Below are 14676 nucleotides of genomic sequence, written 5' to 3' on the forward strand. Positions count from 1 at the left end.
GACATGCGCGCAGGATAGCGCCGGCGGCTGTCGAGGGCACCACCGGCGTCGCTGACCCATCACCGCGACCGACCAGAAGGAGAGGGAGCACGGCCTCGATGCGCTCGCCCGGGGAAGCTCGCGTGCGGTCCGATCGAGCGCATCGCCTTGTTCAGCCTCATTCGCGGGTCTCGCGTTTCGCGTACCTGCTGACAGCCAGCTGATGGGCCTCGGCCAGCAGCGGCCGCACCGCCTCGAAGGTTGCCTCGCTGGGGTTGAGCACGCAGACCCAGGACTGCGGTGCATACACGGGGTGCGGCAGCAGTCGATCCAGGGCGGCGAAGTCGTGGCCGGTCTCCACGGCTCTGCCGACAGGAGGAGGAGACGGTTGGGGGCCAAACAAGGAGCGGTACGTCTCCTTGCTGACGCCGATGTTCAGCCGGAAGACTCCCGCGCGATTGAGCTGGGAGGCGCAGTCGAAATCGCCATAGTCTTTGGTGACGATCGTCGCGAACGGGAACCGGCGAGCAGGCGGGAGCTGGCGTCCGGGGTCGTAGCTGAAGAAGGTGTCGCCCCAGGCGAGCTCGGGAGACCCGGCCTCGCGGGAGGCGACGACCACATCGACGCCATCCAATGTGTCGGTGATGTACCGGGTGATCGAGGCTTCGTTCATCGGAGTCTCCACGGGAGTGTCTGCCAGCAGGTGTGTGGGTCGAGGCCGCGCGCCAGGCGCCGCGCGTCGGGCGAAGCCCGTCGTGGATTCGTCTAGCGGACTTGACCCCTTGATTCAACTTCAACGTGGCCGTCCTCCGTACCGGCGTCAGGCGCGTAGCTCACTCCCTGTGAACTCGGCGTTCTTGGCGGTTCCTCTCTCTCCGCCATGAACCTCCCGCAGCAGCGCTGGACACGCCATCCGCGCCCGCTCACTCATAGCCAGCCGCAATGATATTGTTTTGGAGCGCGTCCTCCGTGGCATCGTTCGGGTAGCCGGCGGCGATCGCGCCCTCGTAGAACGTACCCGCGCTGTCGTTCGCGCCGCCGTCGGGCTTGCAGCAATCACCACCACTGCCGAGCACGATGGCGCCTTGCTTCTTCATCGGGCTATAGTTGGGCGGCAGCGAGCCCTCGTAAAGCTTGGTCAGAGCGCCCGACTGGGCGTTGCCGCCCTTCAGCGCGAAGCGCGTGGTCCCGTCGTTCTTCAGGATCGCGGTGACGTACTTGTGCGGAAGCGCCTTTTGATTCGGGTTCCAGCTGCTGCTGCCGCCCGGAAACAGACCCCACTCCAGATCGGCCTGCACCCACGGACCGGTGCCGGAGCAGCCTCCGAACCAACACTGCTTGCTGAAGTTGATGGCGTCCATGGCGCCAGCTCTGTCGGCCTTGCGGGTGGTCTCGCTGTTGCCGTAGTCGAAGCAGCACCCGCCGTTGACGTGGATGCCGCTCGTCACCATGTACAGGCCTTCCGGCGCGCTTCCCGTCGGAACGCCGGTGGTGTGGCCGTCGCGCCAGTAGCTGTTGCCGGGGTTGATGTAAAGCGAGTAGACCTTGCTCCCGCTCACCTGCAGCGACTCCGTGGTGGCCTTCGCTGGGCTGCTCCTCGGTGAGCCGGGCACCACGTCCGAGCCCTGGTACCAGAGGTCGTTCCCGTGTCCGGATTGGTCGTAGAGCACCGTGATCACGCACGAGGTCCCGGCGCAGAACGCGTCCTGTGGTGCGGAATCGGCGGGGCCCCCGGCTTTGAGCACGGAGATGTCCCTGGTCGTGTTGTCCGAGGCACGCCGGACCTGGTAGAGCTTCCCGGCGTAGGCGCCGAACAGGGCGCGCACCGTGCTATGGGCGGCAACACACGGCGTGCCGCCGCTCTCGTAAAGATCGCACGGCCCGGTCGATGCGTTCGCGTCACCGGAACCGCCCCCGCCACCAGCTCCCCCGCTTGCCGCGCCGCCCCCACCACCCGCTCCCCCGCTTGTTGCGCCGCCGCCGTCTCCCGCTCCCCCGCTTGTTGCGCCGCCGCCATCCCCCGCTCCCCCGGTTGCTGCGCCGCCGCCGTTACCACCAGCGCCTCCTCCAGCAGTTGCTCCGCCAGCGTCTCCGGTCGCCGTGGGCTTCTCGGCTCCGGGGTTGTCAGCGGTGCAGCTCAAGCCTTGTGCGGCCAATACGAACGTGAGCATCAGCGTCTTTTTCATCTTTTCTCCTGATCGGGCGCTATTGCCGAGTGAATGCGGCTCGCAAAGCCAAGTGGCCACCTGACTTGGCCACTGTGCCACGGGCCCGTGGCGCCCGTAGCGACGCCAGTTTGCCTCGAGCGAACGAAGACAGTAGTCCCAGTGGCATCTCTCCTCGATTCGGGTCGCTGGTCGAGCCGGATGGGAACTGAGATCGCCGAAGCAGAAGGATGCCCCTACAGGTCAATGTGAACGTTCACATTCCGGATGTCAATTCCAATCGACCGGCCTGCCGCTGTCGTCGAGCCCGGGGGAGGACGAGGCTGGCGGGTCTCCTTCGGAGCACCGCGTCGAGCGAGGGATCGTCCGGAGCGCGGCGTCAGGAGGGATCGGCACAGGATCGCGATCTTCGCCGGCCCGCTGGTCTACCAGGCCTCCAACGGCGTCTGGCTGACCGACCATGTGTCGCCTGCCTTGCGCATCGTGCTGGCCCGGCCAGGGTCCCGCCCGGCAAGCGGGAAGGCCGCACCTTCCCATGTCGAGATTCCGACATACCCATCGTGCTTCACGTCCTGCAAATATTCAATCGCTCGATGTCCTCCAGGATGAAGGCGAACAACGCCGTTCCGGTCTTGGTCCGGACGTCGCGCTCAACGTTCCTCCTGCTGCGTGCATGGGGCGACCAGCGGTCGACTGGAACGTCGACAGCCCCGATGGCCTCATGGGGTCGGTCACCATCTGCTCATGGCCGACGGATACGAGGCACCGCCGCGAGCGCCCGGCGGCCGTCTCCTGCTTGCCTTCGCCGCTCCCGCTCGGTAGCGTCGGTCCCGGGTAGACCTCTTGCCGGCCCCGATCGTCGTCGATATCGTGTCGGGCCCTGCCGTACAAGGCGAGCTCCCGGCGCTCCTCGTCGAGGCGTGCTCCCGCGCCGCCGGCGGCGGCGGGTGCGCGCTCGGCGATCCGAAGCGCGGCGGGACCCCGCTCCGGGCGCTCGCCGTCGTCTGGCTGGACGGCCCGGACTACCGCCGCCTGCGGGTCGACGTCGCCTCCCTCGGCGCGCCCGAGGGCACGCTGTCGTCGCGCGAGCTCGAGTTCCGCGAGGAGGATCCGCTGCCCGACCGCTACCGCACCGCGGGGCTCCTCGTCGCGGCCCTGGCGTCGGAGCGCGCCGGCGCCGCGGCGCCGCCCGAGCCGACCGCCGCCGAGCCGACCGCCGCCGAGCCGACCGCCGCCGAGCCGGCCGCGCACGTACCGCCGCCGCGCCCGCTTGGCTGGTTCCTCGCCGCCGGCGGGCTCGTCGGCAACGGCCTCGATGTCGGCCCCGCGCGCGCCGCCGGCCCCGCCCGCGCCGGCGGCTGGGTCATGGCCACGGCGCTCGACCGGCGCTCGGGCTTCTTCGGGACCCTCTCGGTCTCCTATGCCGCGGCCCTGCGCGAGCCGGCCCCGGGTGTGTCCGTCCAGTGGCTCACGCTCGGGGGCGGCGGCGGCATCGCCGCGCCCATCGCGCCGCTCGACGCGCTCGTCCGGGCGAGGATCGAGGCCGCCGCCGACTGGGTGTTGGCCTCCCCGCGCGACCCGAAGAAGCCGGAAGAGACAGGGCACGGGTGGGCCTTCGGGACGCGCACGGCGATCGACCTCGTATGGCCGGCCGAGGGCAGCGTGGCCCTCCTCGGGAGCGCCGAGGCGTTCGTGCGGATCCACCAGACCGACCTCCACCTCCCCCCGAAGCCCGAGGCCGTGCTGCCGAAGGGCGGCGTCACGGGGATGCTGGGGGTGCAGCTGCGCCTGCGCTGACTCCGCGTGTCAGAAACACCGCCAGAAACACCGGTCGATGAGGAGCGGCGGCCGGGAACAGCAGCGATTTTCGTAGCTTCCGCCTGTTTCGCCGCCGAGGACGGCTCCGGTGTGGCCGAGCGGGGCGCCCTCAGCCGCCGCGTCGCCCGCGGTGAAGGGCCCGCGGCATCACCGGTCCCACCCTACAGCCACGCCGCACGCGCTGGTTGACATAGAACACCTCATGCGACCAGGCAGGCCTTCCACGCCTGAAACGCCTTCGATTTCCGCGACGTAGCACCAAGTGGAAGGCGTCCTGACGTAGAGCTGTACCCTGCTGAGCGTTCACCGCGCGGCGGTTCGACGCGAGCCGCGAGGGAGGTCGCCGTCACTCCCAGCCGGACACGCCGTTCGTGTCGCGCAGGATGGCGTGGACGGCGCGCACCTGACCGCCGGACATCTTGATCATATGCATGTCCAGATGCCCGTCCGTCATGAAGTCGAAGATGGTGAGACCGATGGCGATGCCGCGCACCTCGTCGGCCAGGATGACGCGCGGGATGAAGGTGCCGCCGGACCCAGGATCGCCGGCGCTGCAGGATGCTCCGGTGCGGCAAGAGAAGTTGCCGCCCCCGTTCTCCAAGCGCTTGCAGGCTCCCGTGACGTCGCAGACGCCGGAGGGGAACGCGCGGAAGTACTTGTCGATCCAGCTCGTCAGCTCCTCCCGGGTGGCCCGCTCGGCCTCCGGGACCTCGTCGTGCCAACCGATCTCGTCCGAGATGGCGATGATCGCGGCGGGATTCGAGGCGACCGCGAACGATGCCGTGTAGTCGCCCGGGCGGACGACGATCGTCTCGATCTCCGTCAGCTCCGAGCCTTCCACCTTGATGCGGAGGGCGACGGGAAGATCCCTGCTGCCTTCCGGGATCACCGCCTGAGCGCCGGCGCTGCACGCCTCGGTGTCCAGGGCGCGCTGCGAATACTTCACCTCGCCAGCGTCCCTCCAGAAGTCCGTCGTGCCGATCTCGGCCTGCTTGCCGTTCTCGGTGAACTTCACGCCTTCTGCCAGGGGTAGGCTGGAAGGATCTCCGGCGGCGAGGGCGGCGAAGTAGTCGTCCAGGAGGCCATCCAAGAGCTCGCGCGTGCAGGCGCCACCCGGAGCGCCGCCCGCCCCCGTCGCTCCGCCGGTGGCTGCTCCGGAGCCACCGCCGCTGGAGGTGCCGCCGCTCGGCCCCGCGCCGCCGGCCGACGTCGCGCCGCCGCTGGCGCCGCTCGATGAGGCGCTGCTGGCCTCTTGCGGCGTGCCGCCGGCGCCTCCCGCGGAGCTCTGGCTGCCCGAGCCCACCGTGCCGCCTGAGGCTCCACCACCTCCGGTGCCGCCCGTGGCGTCACCGTTTTCGCCAGGGCCGCAAGCGGCCAGCGTCAGGGCCAGGGCGACCCCGAGAGAGAGGAACGAGCTAGGGTTCATGCGATACCTCTGCGCTGGATCAAAGCTCGCCGCTGAGCGTCGGCGCTGTCCAGTCGATGTGGTCCAGGTGGTTGGGCTTGTTGGGGAGGTCCGTGGCGAAATTGCCCGTCGCCGCAGCGTTGTTGCCCTTCAGGAACTTGTCGATCATGGCGTTGAGGGATGCAGTGTACTGCGAGCGCCAGCTGCAGTGGCTCCCACCTGCGCCCGTGTACGCGATGTGGTCTCCGACGCCGAGCGCCTCGAAGATCATCTTGCCGACGTTGGCGGTGACCCACGCCGAGTTCCGATCGAGCCCGTTGTACATGGTGCTCGGATTGTCCACGATGTAGAGGCCGCGTGGAGCGACGAGGCCCATCATCTCGTGCATGTCGACGGGCAGCTTGTTCGTGTTGTCGGCCCCAGCGTTGTTGCCCGTGGTGAACTGACCGAGCGCCACCTCCGAGAGCCAGCGGACGTAGCTGATGCCATGATAGGGCCATTCGGAGCCGCTGTAGCTATCGAGCACCTCGACGAGGCGCAGGCCTATCGTGCCCCCGAGACCCGACTCCACCGGGATGGTCAAGGCGATGCGGTTGTCGAGCACGCCGGCGACGAAGGCACCCTTGCCCCAGCGTGAGCAACCCGTCACACCCACCCGGCGCGGATCGATGACGCCGGGGTTCTGCTCCAGGACGTCGAGGACGCGACTGATCTGCCAGGCCTGTGCCGTGAGGTAACCCGCGGGATGGTCCGAACCGTACACGCTGTAGAACGGCCCGTTCTTCGCGCCGCTGGTGCCTTGCGACTCGACCGCGGTGAAGGTGATCGTCGCGACGCCGCTCGGAACTGGCATGCCGCTCAGGCCGCCGTAGCCGATGATCGCCGGGGCGGGCGCGGTCGCCCCGTTCATGTTCACGGTGAGGTTGAACGAGGCGCTGCCGCTGCCATCCTTGACCTCGACCGTGATCCTGCTGTTGCTCACGGTCCCGGACACGGATCCCTTTGCCGGGACGGGCTTGTCGCCGTAGATGAACTTGTAGGCTTGCTGGAGGATCTCTTCGCGCCGGCAGGCCCACTCGCTCTTGCTGGCGATGCGGTTGCCGTCCATCTTCTTGAAGGGGTCCGGCAGCTTCGAGTTCGCCGTGAGCGAAGCGACGCTCGGCATCGGTCCGACGGTGCACCCGGCTCCAGGGTTTTCCACCTCGCCCCACTCGGCGCTCACGGCGTTGCCGCCGTCGCCACTGCCCCCGGCACCACCGGTTCCCGGCGCTCCGCCCGTTCCGGCCGGGCCCCCGCCACCGGTGCTGGCTTCGCCCGTCGTCACGTCGCCGCCCGTCCCGGTCGGGGTACCGCCCGAAGAAGAGGACGGTCCACCAGTGCCCGTCGGCGTCCCTCCGGTGCCGGTGCCGGTGCCGGTGCCGCCCCCCGTGCCGACTGCAGAGCTTCCTCCTGGACCGATAGGATCCGATTCGCCTCCGGTGGCGCAGGCGGCAAGCATCCAAGGCAGCGCTGCGAACAAGGCCAAGGAGATCGTGGGACGTGCAGTGCGTAGACGCATGTTGAGCGCTCCTCGTGAGGGGGTCGTGAAGCAGGCTCCCGCCGGGGTCGGGCGATGGGATGGCGGACGAGGGCCCGACCCGCGAGTGCCGCCGAAGTTATTCCCCACTTTGCCGGTCATCTTCAAGCTGATTTTGTGCTACTTTTCGTAACAATCGCGCGCTGCACGTGCCGCTCAGGTGGACTGTTCTCGGGCACGATGAAAGAATACTTTGACTTCTACGCGAAGGTATTAAGATGCACGAACGAGTTCTCGCAGACGTTCGGCGAATGGGCGCTTACGAGATCCGCGGAGGAAGAAGGGGGGTGTGAATGACCTCGCAGGGGGGCGAGGCTCGCCCAGGGCGCCGAAGCGGCAACTCCGCGCCCTGAGGTACATCTCGCTCCCGAGCGGGCCGTGGCCGAACACGTGACCGGGAGCTGCGGTGACACTTCCTTGAGCCACGGGCCCCTGCTCCGGGAGGGCTGGAAACAGGGACCGGATTCTCGTCGACGCGACACGCTCGCTGCGGACTCTCGAAGGAGGGAGGGGGGCGCGCGGCGTTGCACGTGATCTGAGCCAGCTCACCCGGGCTCCCGGTAACCACACGACAGCATGGTCTCGTGATCGCTCGCGAGCGTGAGCGCCTCGATGCGCCGGTTGGCCGCCGGCGTCTACGTGCACAAGACATTGTGGCTATTGCCGGCACGGCGCGGGTCCTCCGGCGCCGTCGTGGCGGTCACCATGAAGACGTCGACGAACGGCAGCGGCTCCGTCTCCGCACCCGGTCCAGCAGAGGCAACGGAGGCGTCGACATCTCTCTCCGGAGCCTTGCCGGACTCCTGCCGGGCGGAACCAGAGGGGCGGTGCGGCGGGATCGGGGTGGAGAGGGGGCGCCGCGGCGGGCATCCAGGGCGATCCTTCGCCGGCCAGCCTGCTTTCCGGCGGATCGGCTACTGAAGGAGCATGGGAACCGCCGAGCCCCACCCCCCAAGCCGCCGGCTCAGGCTCGTCTCCTCCCAGGGCGCCGGGGGGCAGGGCGCCGGGGGCCAGCCCTCGCCCGCGACCGCCAGCGACGAGGAGATCCTGCTCGCCTTCCAGCGGGGCGAACGAGGGATCGGCCTGCGCCTCTACGAGCACCTGCTGCCGGTCGTCGACCGGACCCTCTACCGCATCCTGGGTTGCCGCGAGCAGGACCACGCCGACCTCGTGCAGGGCGCGTTCGAGCAGATCGTGAGCACACTTACCAAACGCCGGTTCGCGGGCGAGTGCAGCCTGGCGGGCTGGGCGTCGGTCATCGCCTGCCATGTCGGCCTGAGCGCGCTGCGCGCCCGCCGGCGCGAACGCAAGGTCATCGATCGCACGCCGGGGTCGCCGGAGCCCGGCGCCGACCCCGAGCCGCCCTCGCAGGGCGCCGACCCCGAGCGAGAGGTGAGCGCGCAGCGCGATCTCGAGGCCCTGCGCCGGCACCTCGCGGCGATGGACGGCGACCGCGCGGCCGCGCTGCTGCTCCACGCCATGGGCTATTCCCTCAAGGAAATCGCTGATTTGACAGGTGTTTCCGTGGCCGCGGCCCAGTCGCGGCTGTCGCGGGGGCGGCGGGAGCTCCAGGCGCGCTTTGAACCCGAGGCGGCGGCGCGACGCGACCCCGCTCGACCCGAGGAGCCACGATGAAGCAGGACGACGTTGACGCCACCCCGAACGAGCGCGCCGCGGCGGCCGGCGTGGACGGCGTGGAGGCCTCGCTGCGGGCGCTTGTCGAGCAGCCGGTGCCGCCGCTGCCCAGGGTCCAGGCGCGGTACCTCCAGCAGCGGATCGCCGGCCGCATCGATCAGCTCGCCGCCGAGGCGGCGGAGCGGCGCGCCCGCGGCGCCCGGCAGAAGCGGGCCGCCCTCGCCGCGGCGGCGCTGGCGGCCGCCCTGACCGCGGCGGCCGCCGGCGTCTTCATCGTGGTCCGGACGCGCGAGGCCCCGCCCGCCGCGGCGCAGGTGACGGCGCTCGAGGGCTCGGTCGAGATCGCGGCCGAGGGCGCCACCCGCTCGCCGCCGTCGCTCTCCCTCGTGCCGCTCGCGAGCGACGAGGAGCTGCGGACCGGCGAGGGCGCGCGGGCGAAGGCGTCGCTCGCGACGGGCGCCACCGTCGAGGTCGGGCCCTCGACCCGCGTGAGGTTCGCGCCGGTGGGCGCCGGGCGCGACCGCGCAGGCGACGTCGTCGCCCTCGAGCAGGGCAGGATCGCCGTCGAGGTGCCGCCGCTGCCGGCGGGCATGAGCCTGTCGGTGCACACGTCGGACGCGGTGGTCACCGTGCACGGGACGCGCTTCTCCGTCGAGCGGCGGCCCGACGCGGCGGGAGAGCCGGCCGAGACGCGCGTGTCGGTCGTGGAAGGGCGGGTCGCCGTGCGCCGCGGCGAGGTCGAGCGCTTCCTGAGCCCGGGCGAGACGTGGTCGTCCCGCGACGAGGAGCGCCGGTCGGACCGGCCCGCCGAGGGACAGCCGGGCGACGCGCCGGCGCCGCCTCCCGATGGGCAGGACAGCGCCGCCGGCGAGGGCGGCAGGGGCGACAAGGCCGGCGAGGGCGGCGCCGGGGAGCCGCGTGCGCCGCGCGACGCGCGCGAGGCCCCGGCGCGCACCTCGCTCACGGCCGAGAACGAGCTGCTCCAGGGCGCGATGGCGGCGCGGCGGCGCGGGCAGCCGAGGCGGGCGATCGAGCGGCTCGATCTCCTCCTCGCCCGCTACCCGGACTCGCCGCTCGCCGAGATCGCCCGCGTGGAGCGCCTGCGCGCCATCGAGATGCTCGGCGACAAGGAACGGACGGCGGCGGAGGCGCGCCGGTACCTCAAGGACTACCCGCAGGGCTTCGGGCGCGAGGAGGCCACGTCCGCCTCCCGCCCCGGCGGCGCTCGCCCCTGAGCGCCAGCGCGCGGGGCCGTCTCGATTTTTTTTGACGAACCCTGCCTGCTCCCGGCGCCTCCGGCGACTTTCACTTCATCGAGGAGATCATCGCGCCGGCGATCGGGTTCGCCGGCTGCGCTCCAGGTCGTGCTTGCTTTCGAATTGGGAGGATCCCGATGCGTTCATTCGCGTTGACAGGGTGGTTCTGTGGTGGGCTGTTGTCGCTCGCGGCCGTCGCCACGGCCTGCACCGGATCGGGCACAGGAAGTGCCAATGGCAATATCATCTCCGGGGGAGGCTCCGGCGAAGACTGCGTCCCGTCGGGCGATGAGGGGAATGCGCCGGCGCCGAGCTTCCCTGGGTCCGGCACGTCGGGCGCCGGCGAGCCCATCACCGCGGACCTCGATCCGCTGTCGTGCGGCGCGAGCGCGCTGGGCGTCCCCGTGGACGACACCGCCCAGGTCGACTGTTATTACACGAACAACAACCCGACGACCCCGATGGCCTTCGTCGAGCGGGTCGTCGAGATCGCCGAGAGCGAGGAGCTCGTGCACGTGCGGCTGACGCTCAACCCCGCGTTCGTCGACAACACGTATGGCGAGACGGCCATCGGGTGGGGCGGCGACGAGGAGCCTGCCGGCCCGCAGCCCGGAGGCCCGCAGCCCGGCGGCCCGAAGCCCGGCGATGGGCCGAAGCCGAAAGGGCACGGGGGCCACACCTTCAAGGATCTCGTGGGCAGCGACAAGGCCCAGTTCCAGCTGACGGACGGGAAGGGAGAGCTCGTGCTCGACTTCTACGTCGACTACCTCTCGGTCGACGAGGCGAGCCCCTCGGGGTATGCGTCGCTCGGCGTGCTCGGCGGAGAGGGCAAGATGCTCCTCGGAGACGCCGGCGCCGTCGTCGCGGCGACCACCTCGCTCGACCGCGATCTCAACGCGTGCGGGTATGGCGCGTACCTCGAAGACTCCCCGGAGACGGACGAGAGCTACACCCCCAATGCGGAGACGCCGAACTGGGATTACCGCGTCGTGTACGACGTGTGGGTGAGCGCCTCGGCGTTCGGCGCGGCGGGCTTCGGCGACGCGACCATCAGCTACGTGCACGCCTCTCCGAGCAAGTACCCGTCGGACACGGTCACGGTGACGCCGGGGCCGTGCCCCACCCCGACGACGTGTGAGGGCGACGACCCGCCTGCCGGCGGCGGGGGCAGCGATGCAGGCGAGGATCCGGGCGGAGACGTGGAATGCAAGGAGTCCGGTGGGGAGTGCGCGGCGAACTCGGACTGCTGCTCGGACGGCGACGTGTGCCTGAGCGGGGTGTGCCAGCAGATAGTGATCCCGCAGTGAGCTGCGGCTCCTAGGCGCACTCGGGGCACGGTTCGAGGTGCTGCGCGGCCTCGCGCAGCGCCTCCGGCATTGGCGCCCCCTCCGCGACGAGCTCGGCGTACCGCGGCGCGTCGTCGCAGGCCAGCTCGTCGGGCTTCGTCGCGACGACGGCCGTGGCCAGATTCCGGATCTCTTCCCCTCGCGCCGCATTCTCCTACCGCCGAACGTTCACGTTTACGTAATCGTGGTCGTGGTCGTGGTCGTGGTCGTCAACGATAGGCCGTGAACGACCACGTGAACGTAAACGTAAACGTAAACGTAAATCGTGGTCGTGGTCGTGGTCGTGGTCGTCAACGATAGGCCGTGAACGACCACGACCACGACCACGTAAACGTTAAACGTTAAACGTTTAACGACCACGTAAACGTAAACGTAAACGTAGGTGACCGATGGGGGTGGAGGGGGGCGGGCTTCGCACCGGCTGGTGCGGGAGGACGAGGACCCGCCCGCCGGTGGCGGGGGGCGGAGAGACAGGCGAGGATCCGGGCGGAGACGGGGATGAAAGGGTCGCCGCCCGCGGATCGCGGAAGGCGCTACTTGCCCAGCAGGGCGTTCATCACCCGGTTGTAGGTCTCCTTCTTCCCGTACTGGTCGTTGAAGAGCAGCGACTGCGAGCTTTGCCCGTTGCACAGCGCCCCGCTCCAGCTGTTGAGCCACGACCTGCCGTCGTTGATGCCCCAGAAGGTGATGCCCGTGCACTTGGGCAGCTTGAAGCAGGCCTCGACGATGTCGTGGTAGTACGCGAGCTGCTCCTCCGCCGTGACCACGCCGCCGCAGCGGTTGATGTCCATCTCGGAGATCAGCACCTCCAGGCCCAGGTCGGTGAAGCGCTTCATGTTCGCCGCCACGTCCGCTCCAGTGGCCTCGTTGTTCGGCGGCCCGATGTGCATCTGGAACCCGACGCCGTCGATCGGGACCCCCCGATCGACCATCCCCTTGACCATGTTGTAGACGAAGTCGACCTTCGCGTTGCGCGCGTCGATGCTGTAGTCGTTGTAATAGAGCTTGGCCTTCGGATCCTGCTCTCTCGCGATCTGGAAGGCGAGGTCGATGTAGTTCTCCCCGATCTGGTTGAGGAACACCGAGGGCCTCATGCGGGGATTGCCGACCCCGGTGTCGCTGTCGGTCTGGACGGCCTCGTTGACGACGTCCCAGGTGTCGACCCGGTCCTTGAAGTGCCCCATGACCTGGGTGATGTGCCTTCGCATGGCCGCCGTTACATTGTCCTTGCCGGTCATGGAGCTCATCCAGCCAGGCAGCTGGTTGTGCCACACCAGGGTGTGGCCCTTGACCTTCATGTTGTTCTGGCGCGCCCAGTTCACGATGTTGTCCGCGGAGCCCCAGCTGAAGTTCCCCGCGCTGGGCTCGAGCGAGTCCCACTTCATCTCGTTCTCCGCCGTCACGTAGCTGTGCTCAGCGGCGGCGACGCGCTTGTAGTCGTTGTTGCCGAGACCACCACCGGAGATGGCCGCTCCGATCAAGATCGGGGGGTTCGCCTTCTCACCGGCCTCCCGCAGCGTGCTGGCGCTCGCCGCAGGGACTCTGGCGCTGGCGCCGCCGCCCGCGCCATCGCTGCCGCCCGCGCCTTCGCCGCCGGCGCCGCTGCTGGCGCTCGTCGCGCCGCCGCTGCCGCTCGTCGCGCCGCTGCTGGCGCTCGTCGCGTCGCCGCCGCTGCCGCTCGTCGCGCCGCTGCTGGCGCTCGTCGCGCCGCCGCTGCCGCTCGTCGCGCCGCTGCTGGCGCTTGTCGTGCCTCCGCCGGTGCCGCCCGTCGCGCCGCCGCTGCCGGTCGTCTCGTCTCCATTGCCGTCACCGCTGTCCGAGCAGCCGGCTGCAACCAGGAATGCCGAGAGGAGAAGTGTAAAGGGTGCTGATCTCATGCTCGCATGCTCCAAAGTAAAATGTATTTACTAACTCACGCGACCTGGTGCCTTGATCATCCGCGGGGCCACGTCGCGCGCGGGCGGCACCCGAGGTGGTGCCGAACCGGCAGTATATCGGCCGCTGTCTCCCAAGCATACAGCTTCACGAGGCGGACCCGAAGGATAAGGGGCTCCGGAAGGGAATTCCAGGGCAGTTCGAGAATTTTGACATGGGGATAATGTGCGCCCGAGACCGAGTCGGTGGGGCGCCCCACACGCGGCTCGCCGTGCTCCTGGGGTGCACCTGCTGCTGGGGCGCACCTGGTCCCCGGAACGAGCAGGAGGTCGCCGCAGACCTCGACGATCGCGCGACGAAACGTCCTTTGGCGCCGGCGTTCAGAGGCAGCGGGGAGAGGGGAAAGTGATCTTCACATTCCGGATCTCCTGGCGCGCGGTGGCGTCTCCCGTGCCGGCGGCGAAGCCATAAAAGAACTTCGACCCGACGGGGAAGCCGGGGATGGCGAACCCCTGGAACTGGAGCTTGCCGTCGATGTTCAGGTTCACCTTGCCCTTGTCGAGCTCGATCTGCGCTTTATGGAACGCGCCGTCGCCGAGCGCGACGCCGCTTGTCCCCTGGCCCAGCGAGCCGAGGACGCCCCCGTCGCAAGGCTTTGTGAGATCGTCCACGCCCACGTGGTTCTTGTTGGAGTCTGTGCAACCGAGGTTGTGGTAGGTGTCGATCTCGACGCCGAAGCCGGCGAGCCCGGCCATACCGAGGCCGCCGCCGCCGTCGCCCACGGCCGTCTCTCCTGTCGTCTGGAGCATGAAGCCCATCCCGTCGCCGCCGCCGAGGCGGAACTCGAACGTTGCCGTGAAAACATCGGCGGCGATGGGATTCCGGTAGATGATGGTGCCAGCCTGCCCGTGTCTGGCCTCGGTGAGCACGCCAGCCAGCCTGTCGGCATCCCAGAAGGCGTCTCCATTGAAGGACCACCCCTTTGGCGGTGAGGCCATGTCCGCGGCGAGGCTCACGCCGCAGGCGGTTCCAGCGGGGCATGTGTCCTCGTCGGTCTGCCCATCGCAATCGTTGTCGACGAGGTCGCACCCGTCCTCGTGCGCCGGCACGCCCTCGCCGGTGCACGGACCCCAGGCATTGCCGGAGCAGACCTGAACGCCAGCCTTGCACGCCCCGACGCCCTGGGTGCCCGGAGGGCCCGAGTAACAGCTCCGTTTTTCCCCCTCCGCGCAGACGCAGCCTTCATCGACGATCCGATCACAGTCGTTGTCGAGGCCGTCGCACACCTCCGGCGCCGGGACACACCCGGGGCCTGGCTCGTCGGGGCCTGGCTCGTCGGGGCCTGGCTCGTCGGGGCCTGGCTCCACGGGGCCTGGCTCCTCCGGGCCTGCTCCGTCGGTGCCTGGCTCCAGGAGGAGTTCGCTCCGACCGCCGCACACGGATACGGCGGCGGCGAGCGCCGGGAGCAGGAAGAGGGCCTTTGCGCGCGCTCGGCGGCCTGCGCCTGACGCCGCGTGTGAAGAGCGGAGTGGCTGTGAAGATTGCATGGACTCGATCCTCGGCGCGACCACGGATCGCGCGGAGGACACAGAACACCCTCGCGCCAGCACGCCTGCACCGC

The 14676-nt window shown here is 69.6% G+C and carries 9 protein-coding genes and 1 pseudogene; 4 read left to right on the forward strand and 6 right to left on the reverse strand.

Going from position 1 to position 14676, the window contains the following annotated elements; genetic code table 11:
- Nucleotides 1-157: 157 nt before the first annotated feature.
- Complete coding sequence (locus WMF19_RS12620) at nucleotides 158-652, reverse strand: DUF6194 family protein (protein WP_437899310.1); 495 nt, start codon at nucleotides 650-652, stop codon at nucleotides 158-160.
- 250 nt (nucleotides 653-902) lie between these two features.
- A pseudogene (locus tag WMF19_RS12625) lies at nucleotides 903-1865 on the reverse strand (arabinofuranosidase catalytic domain-containing protein); the annotation flags it as partial.
- Between the two features lie 1122 nt (nucleotides 1866-2987).
- Here WMF19_RS12625 and WMF19_RS12630 point away from each other — a divergent pair.
- The gene (locus WMF19_RS12630) at nucleotides 2988-3941 is read left to right on the forward strand and encodes a hypothetical protein (RefSeq protein WP_437899311.1); all 954 of its coding nucleotides are present in this window, start codon (nucleotides 2988-2990) and stop codon (nucleotides 3939-3941) included.
- A 367-nt stretch (nucleotides 3942-4308) separates the two neighbouring features.
- On the opposite strand, the gene WMF19_RS12635 is transcribed toward WMF19_RS12630, so the two are convergent.
- Both WMF19_RS12635 and WMF19_RS12640 read right to left on the reverse strand, forming a co-directional pair.
- The gene (locus WMF19_RS12635; protein WP_437899312.1) at nucleotides 4309-5388 is read right to left on the reverse strand and encodes a hypothetical protein; all 1080 of its coding nucleotides are present in this window, start codon (nucleotides 5386-5388) and stop codon (nucleotides 4309-4311) included.
- 19 nt (nucleotides 5389-5407) lie between these two features.
- A complete protein-coding gene (locus tag WMF19_RS12640) occupies nucleotides 5408-6691 on the reverse strand; it encodes a glucuronyl esterase domain-containing protein (protein WP_437899313.1) in 1284 nt (427 codons plus the stop codon).
- A 1179-nt stretch (nucleotides 6692-7870) separates the two neighbouring features.
- On the opposite strand from WMF19_RS12640, the gene WMF19_RS12645 reads away from it, so the two are divergent.
- The 3 genes from WMF19_RS12645 (at nucleotide 7871) to WMF19_RS12655 (ending at nucleotide 11141) form a co-directional block, all read left to right on the forward strand.
- The gene (locus WMF19_RS12645) at nucleotides 7871-8578 is read left to right on the forward strand and encodes an RNA polymerase sigma factor (RefSeq protein ID WP_437899314.1); all 708 of its coding nucleotides are present in this window, start codon (nucleotides 7871-7873) and stop codon (nucleotides 8576-8578) included.
- Nucleotides 8575-9813 carry a FecR domain-containing protein gene (locus tag WMF19_RS12650; protein WP_437899315.1) on the forward strand — a complete coding sequence of 413 codons (1239 nt, stop codon included), beginning with the start codon at nucleotides 8575-8577 and terminating at the stop codon, nucleotides 9811-9813. Before WMF19_RS12645 ends, WMF19_RS12650 begins: the two co-directional genes overlap by 4 nt.
- A gap of 158 nt (nucleotides 9814-9971) precedes the next feature.
- Entirely contained in the window at nucleotides 9972-11141 is a 1170-nt protein-coding gene (locus tag WMF19_RS12655; RefSeq protein ID WP_437899316.1) for a hypothetical protein, read from the forward strand.
- 572 nt (nucleotides 11142-11713) lie between these two features.
- On the opposite strand, the gene WMF19_RS12660 is transcribed toward WMF19_RS12655, so the two are convergent.
- Nucleotides 11714-13057 (reverse strand): endo-1,4-beta-xylanase, encoded by a 1344-nt coding sequence (locus WMF19_RS12660; RefSeq protein WP_437899317.1) that lies wholly within the window; start codon nucleotides 13055-13057, stop codon nucleotides 11714-11716.
- Between the two features lie 378 nt (nucleotides 13058-13435).
- Nucleotides 13436-14422, reverse strand: a complete 987-nt coding sequence (locus WMF19_RS12665; RefSeq protein ID WP_437899318.1) for an L-type lectin-domain containing protein — start codon at nucleotides 14420-14422, stop codon at nucleotides 13436-13438.
- Nucleotides 14423-14676: the final 254 nt, after the last annotated feature.

Origin of the sequence: Sorangium sp. So ce124 (genome assembly GCF_051525235.1) — a bacterium.
Classification (GTDB): domain Bacteria; phylum Myxococcota_A; class Polyangia; order Polyangiales; family Polyangiaceae; genus Sorangium; species Sorangium atrum.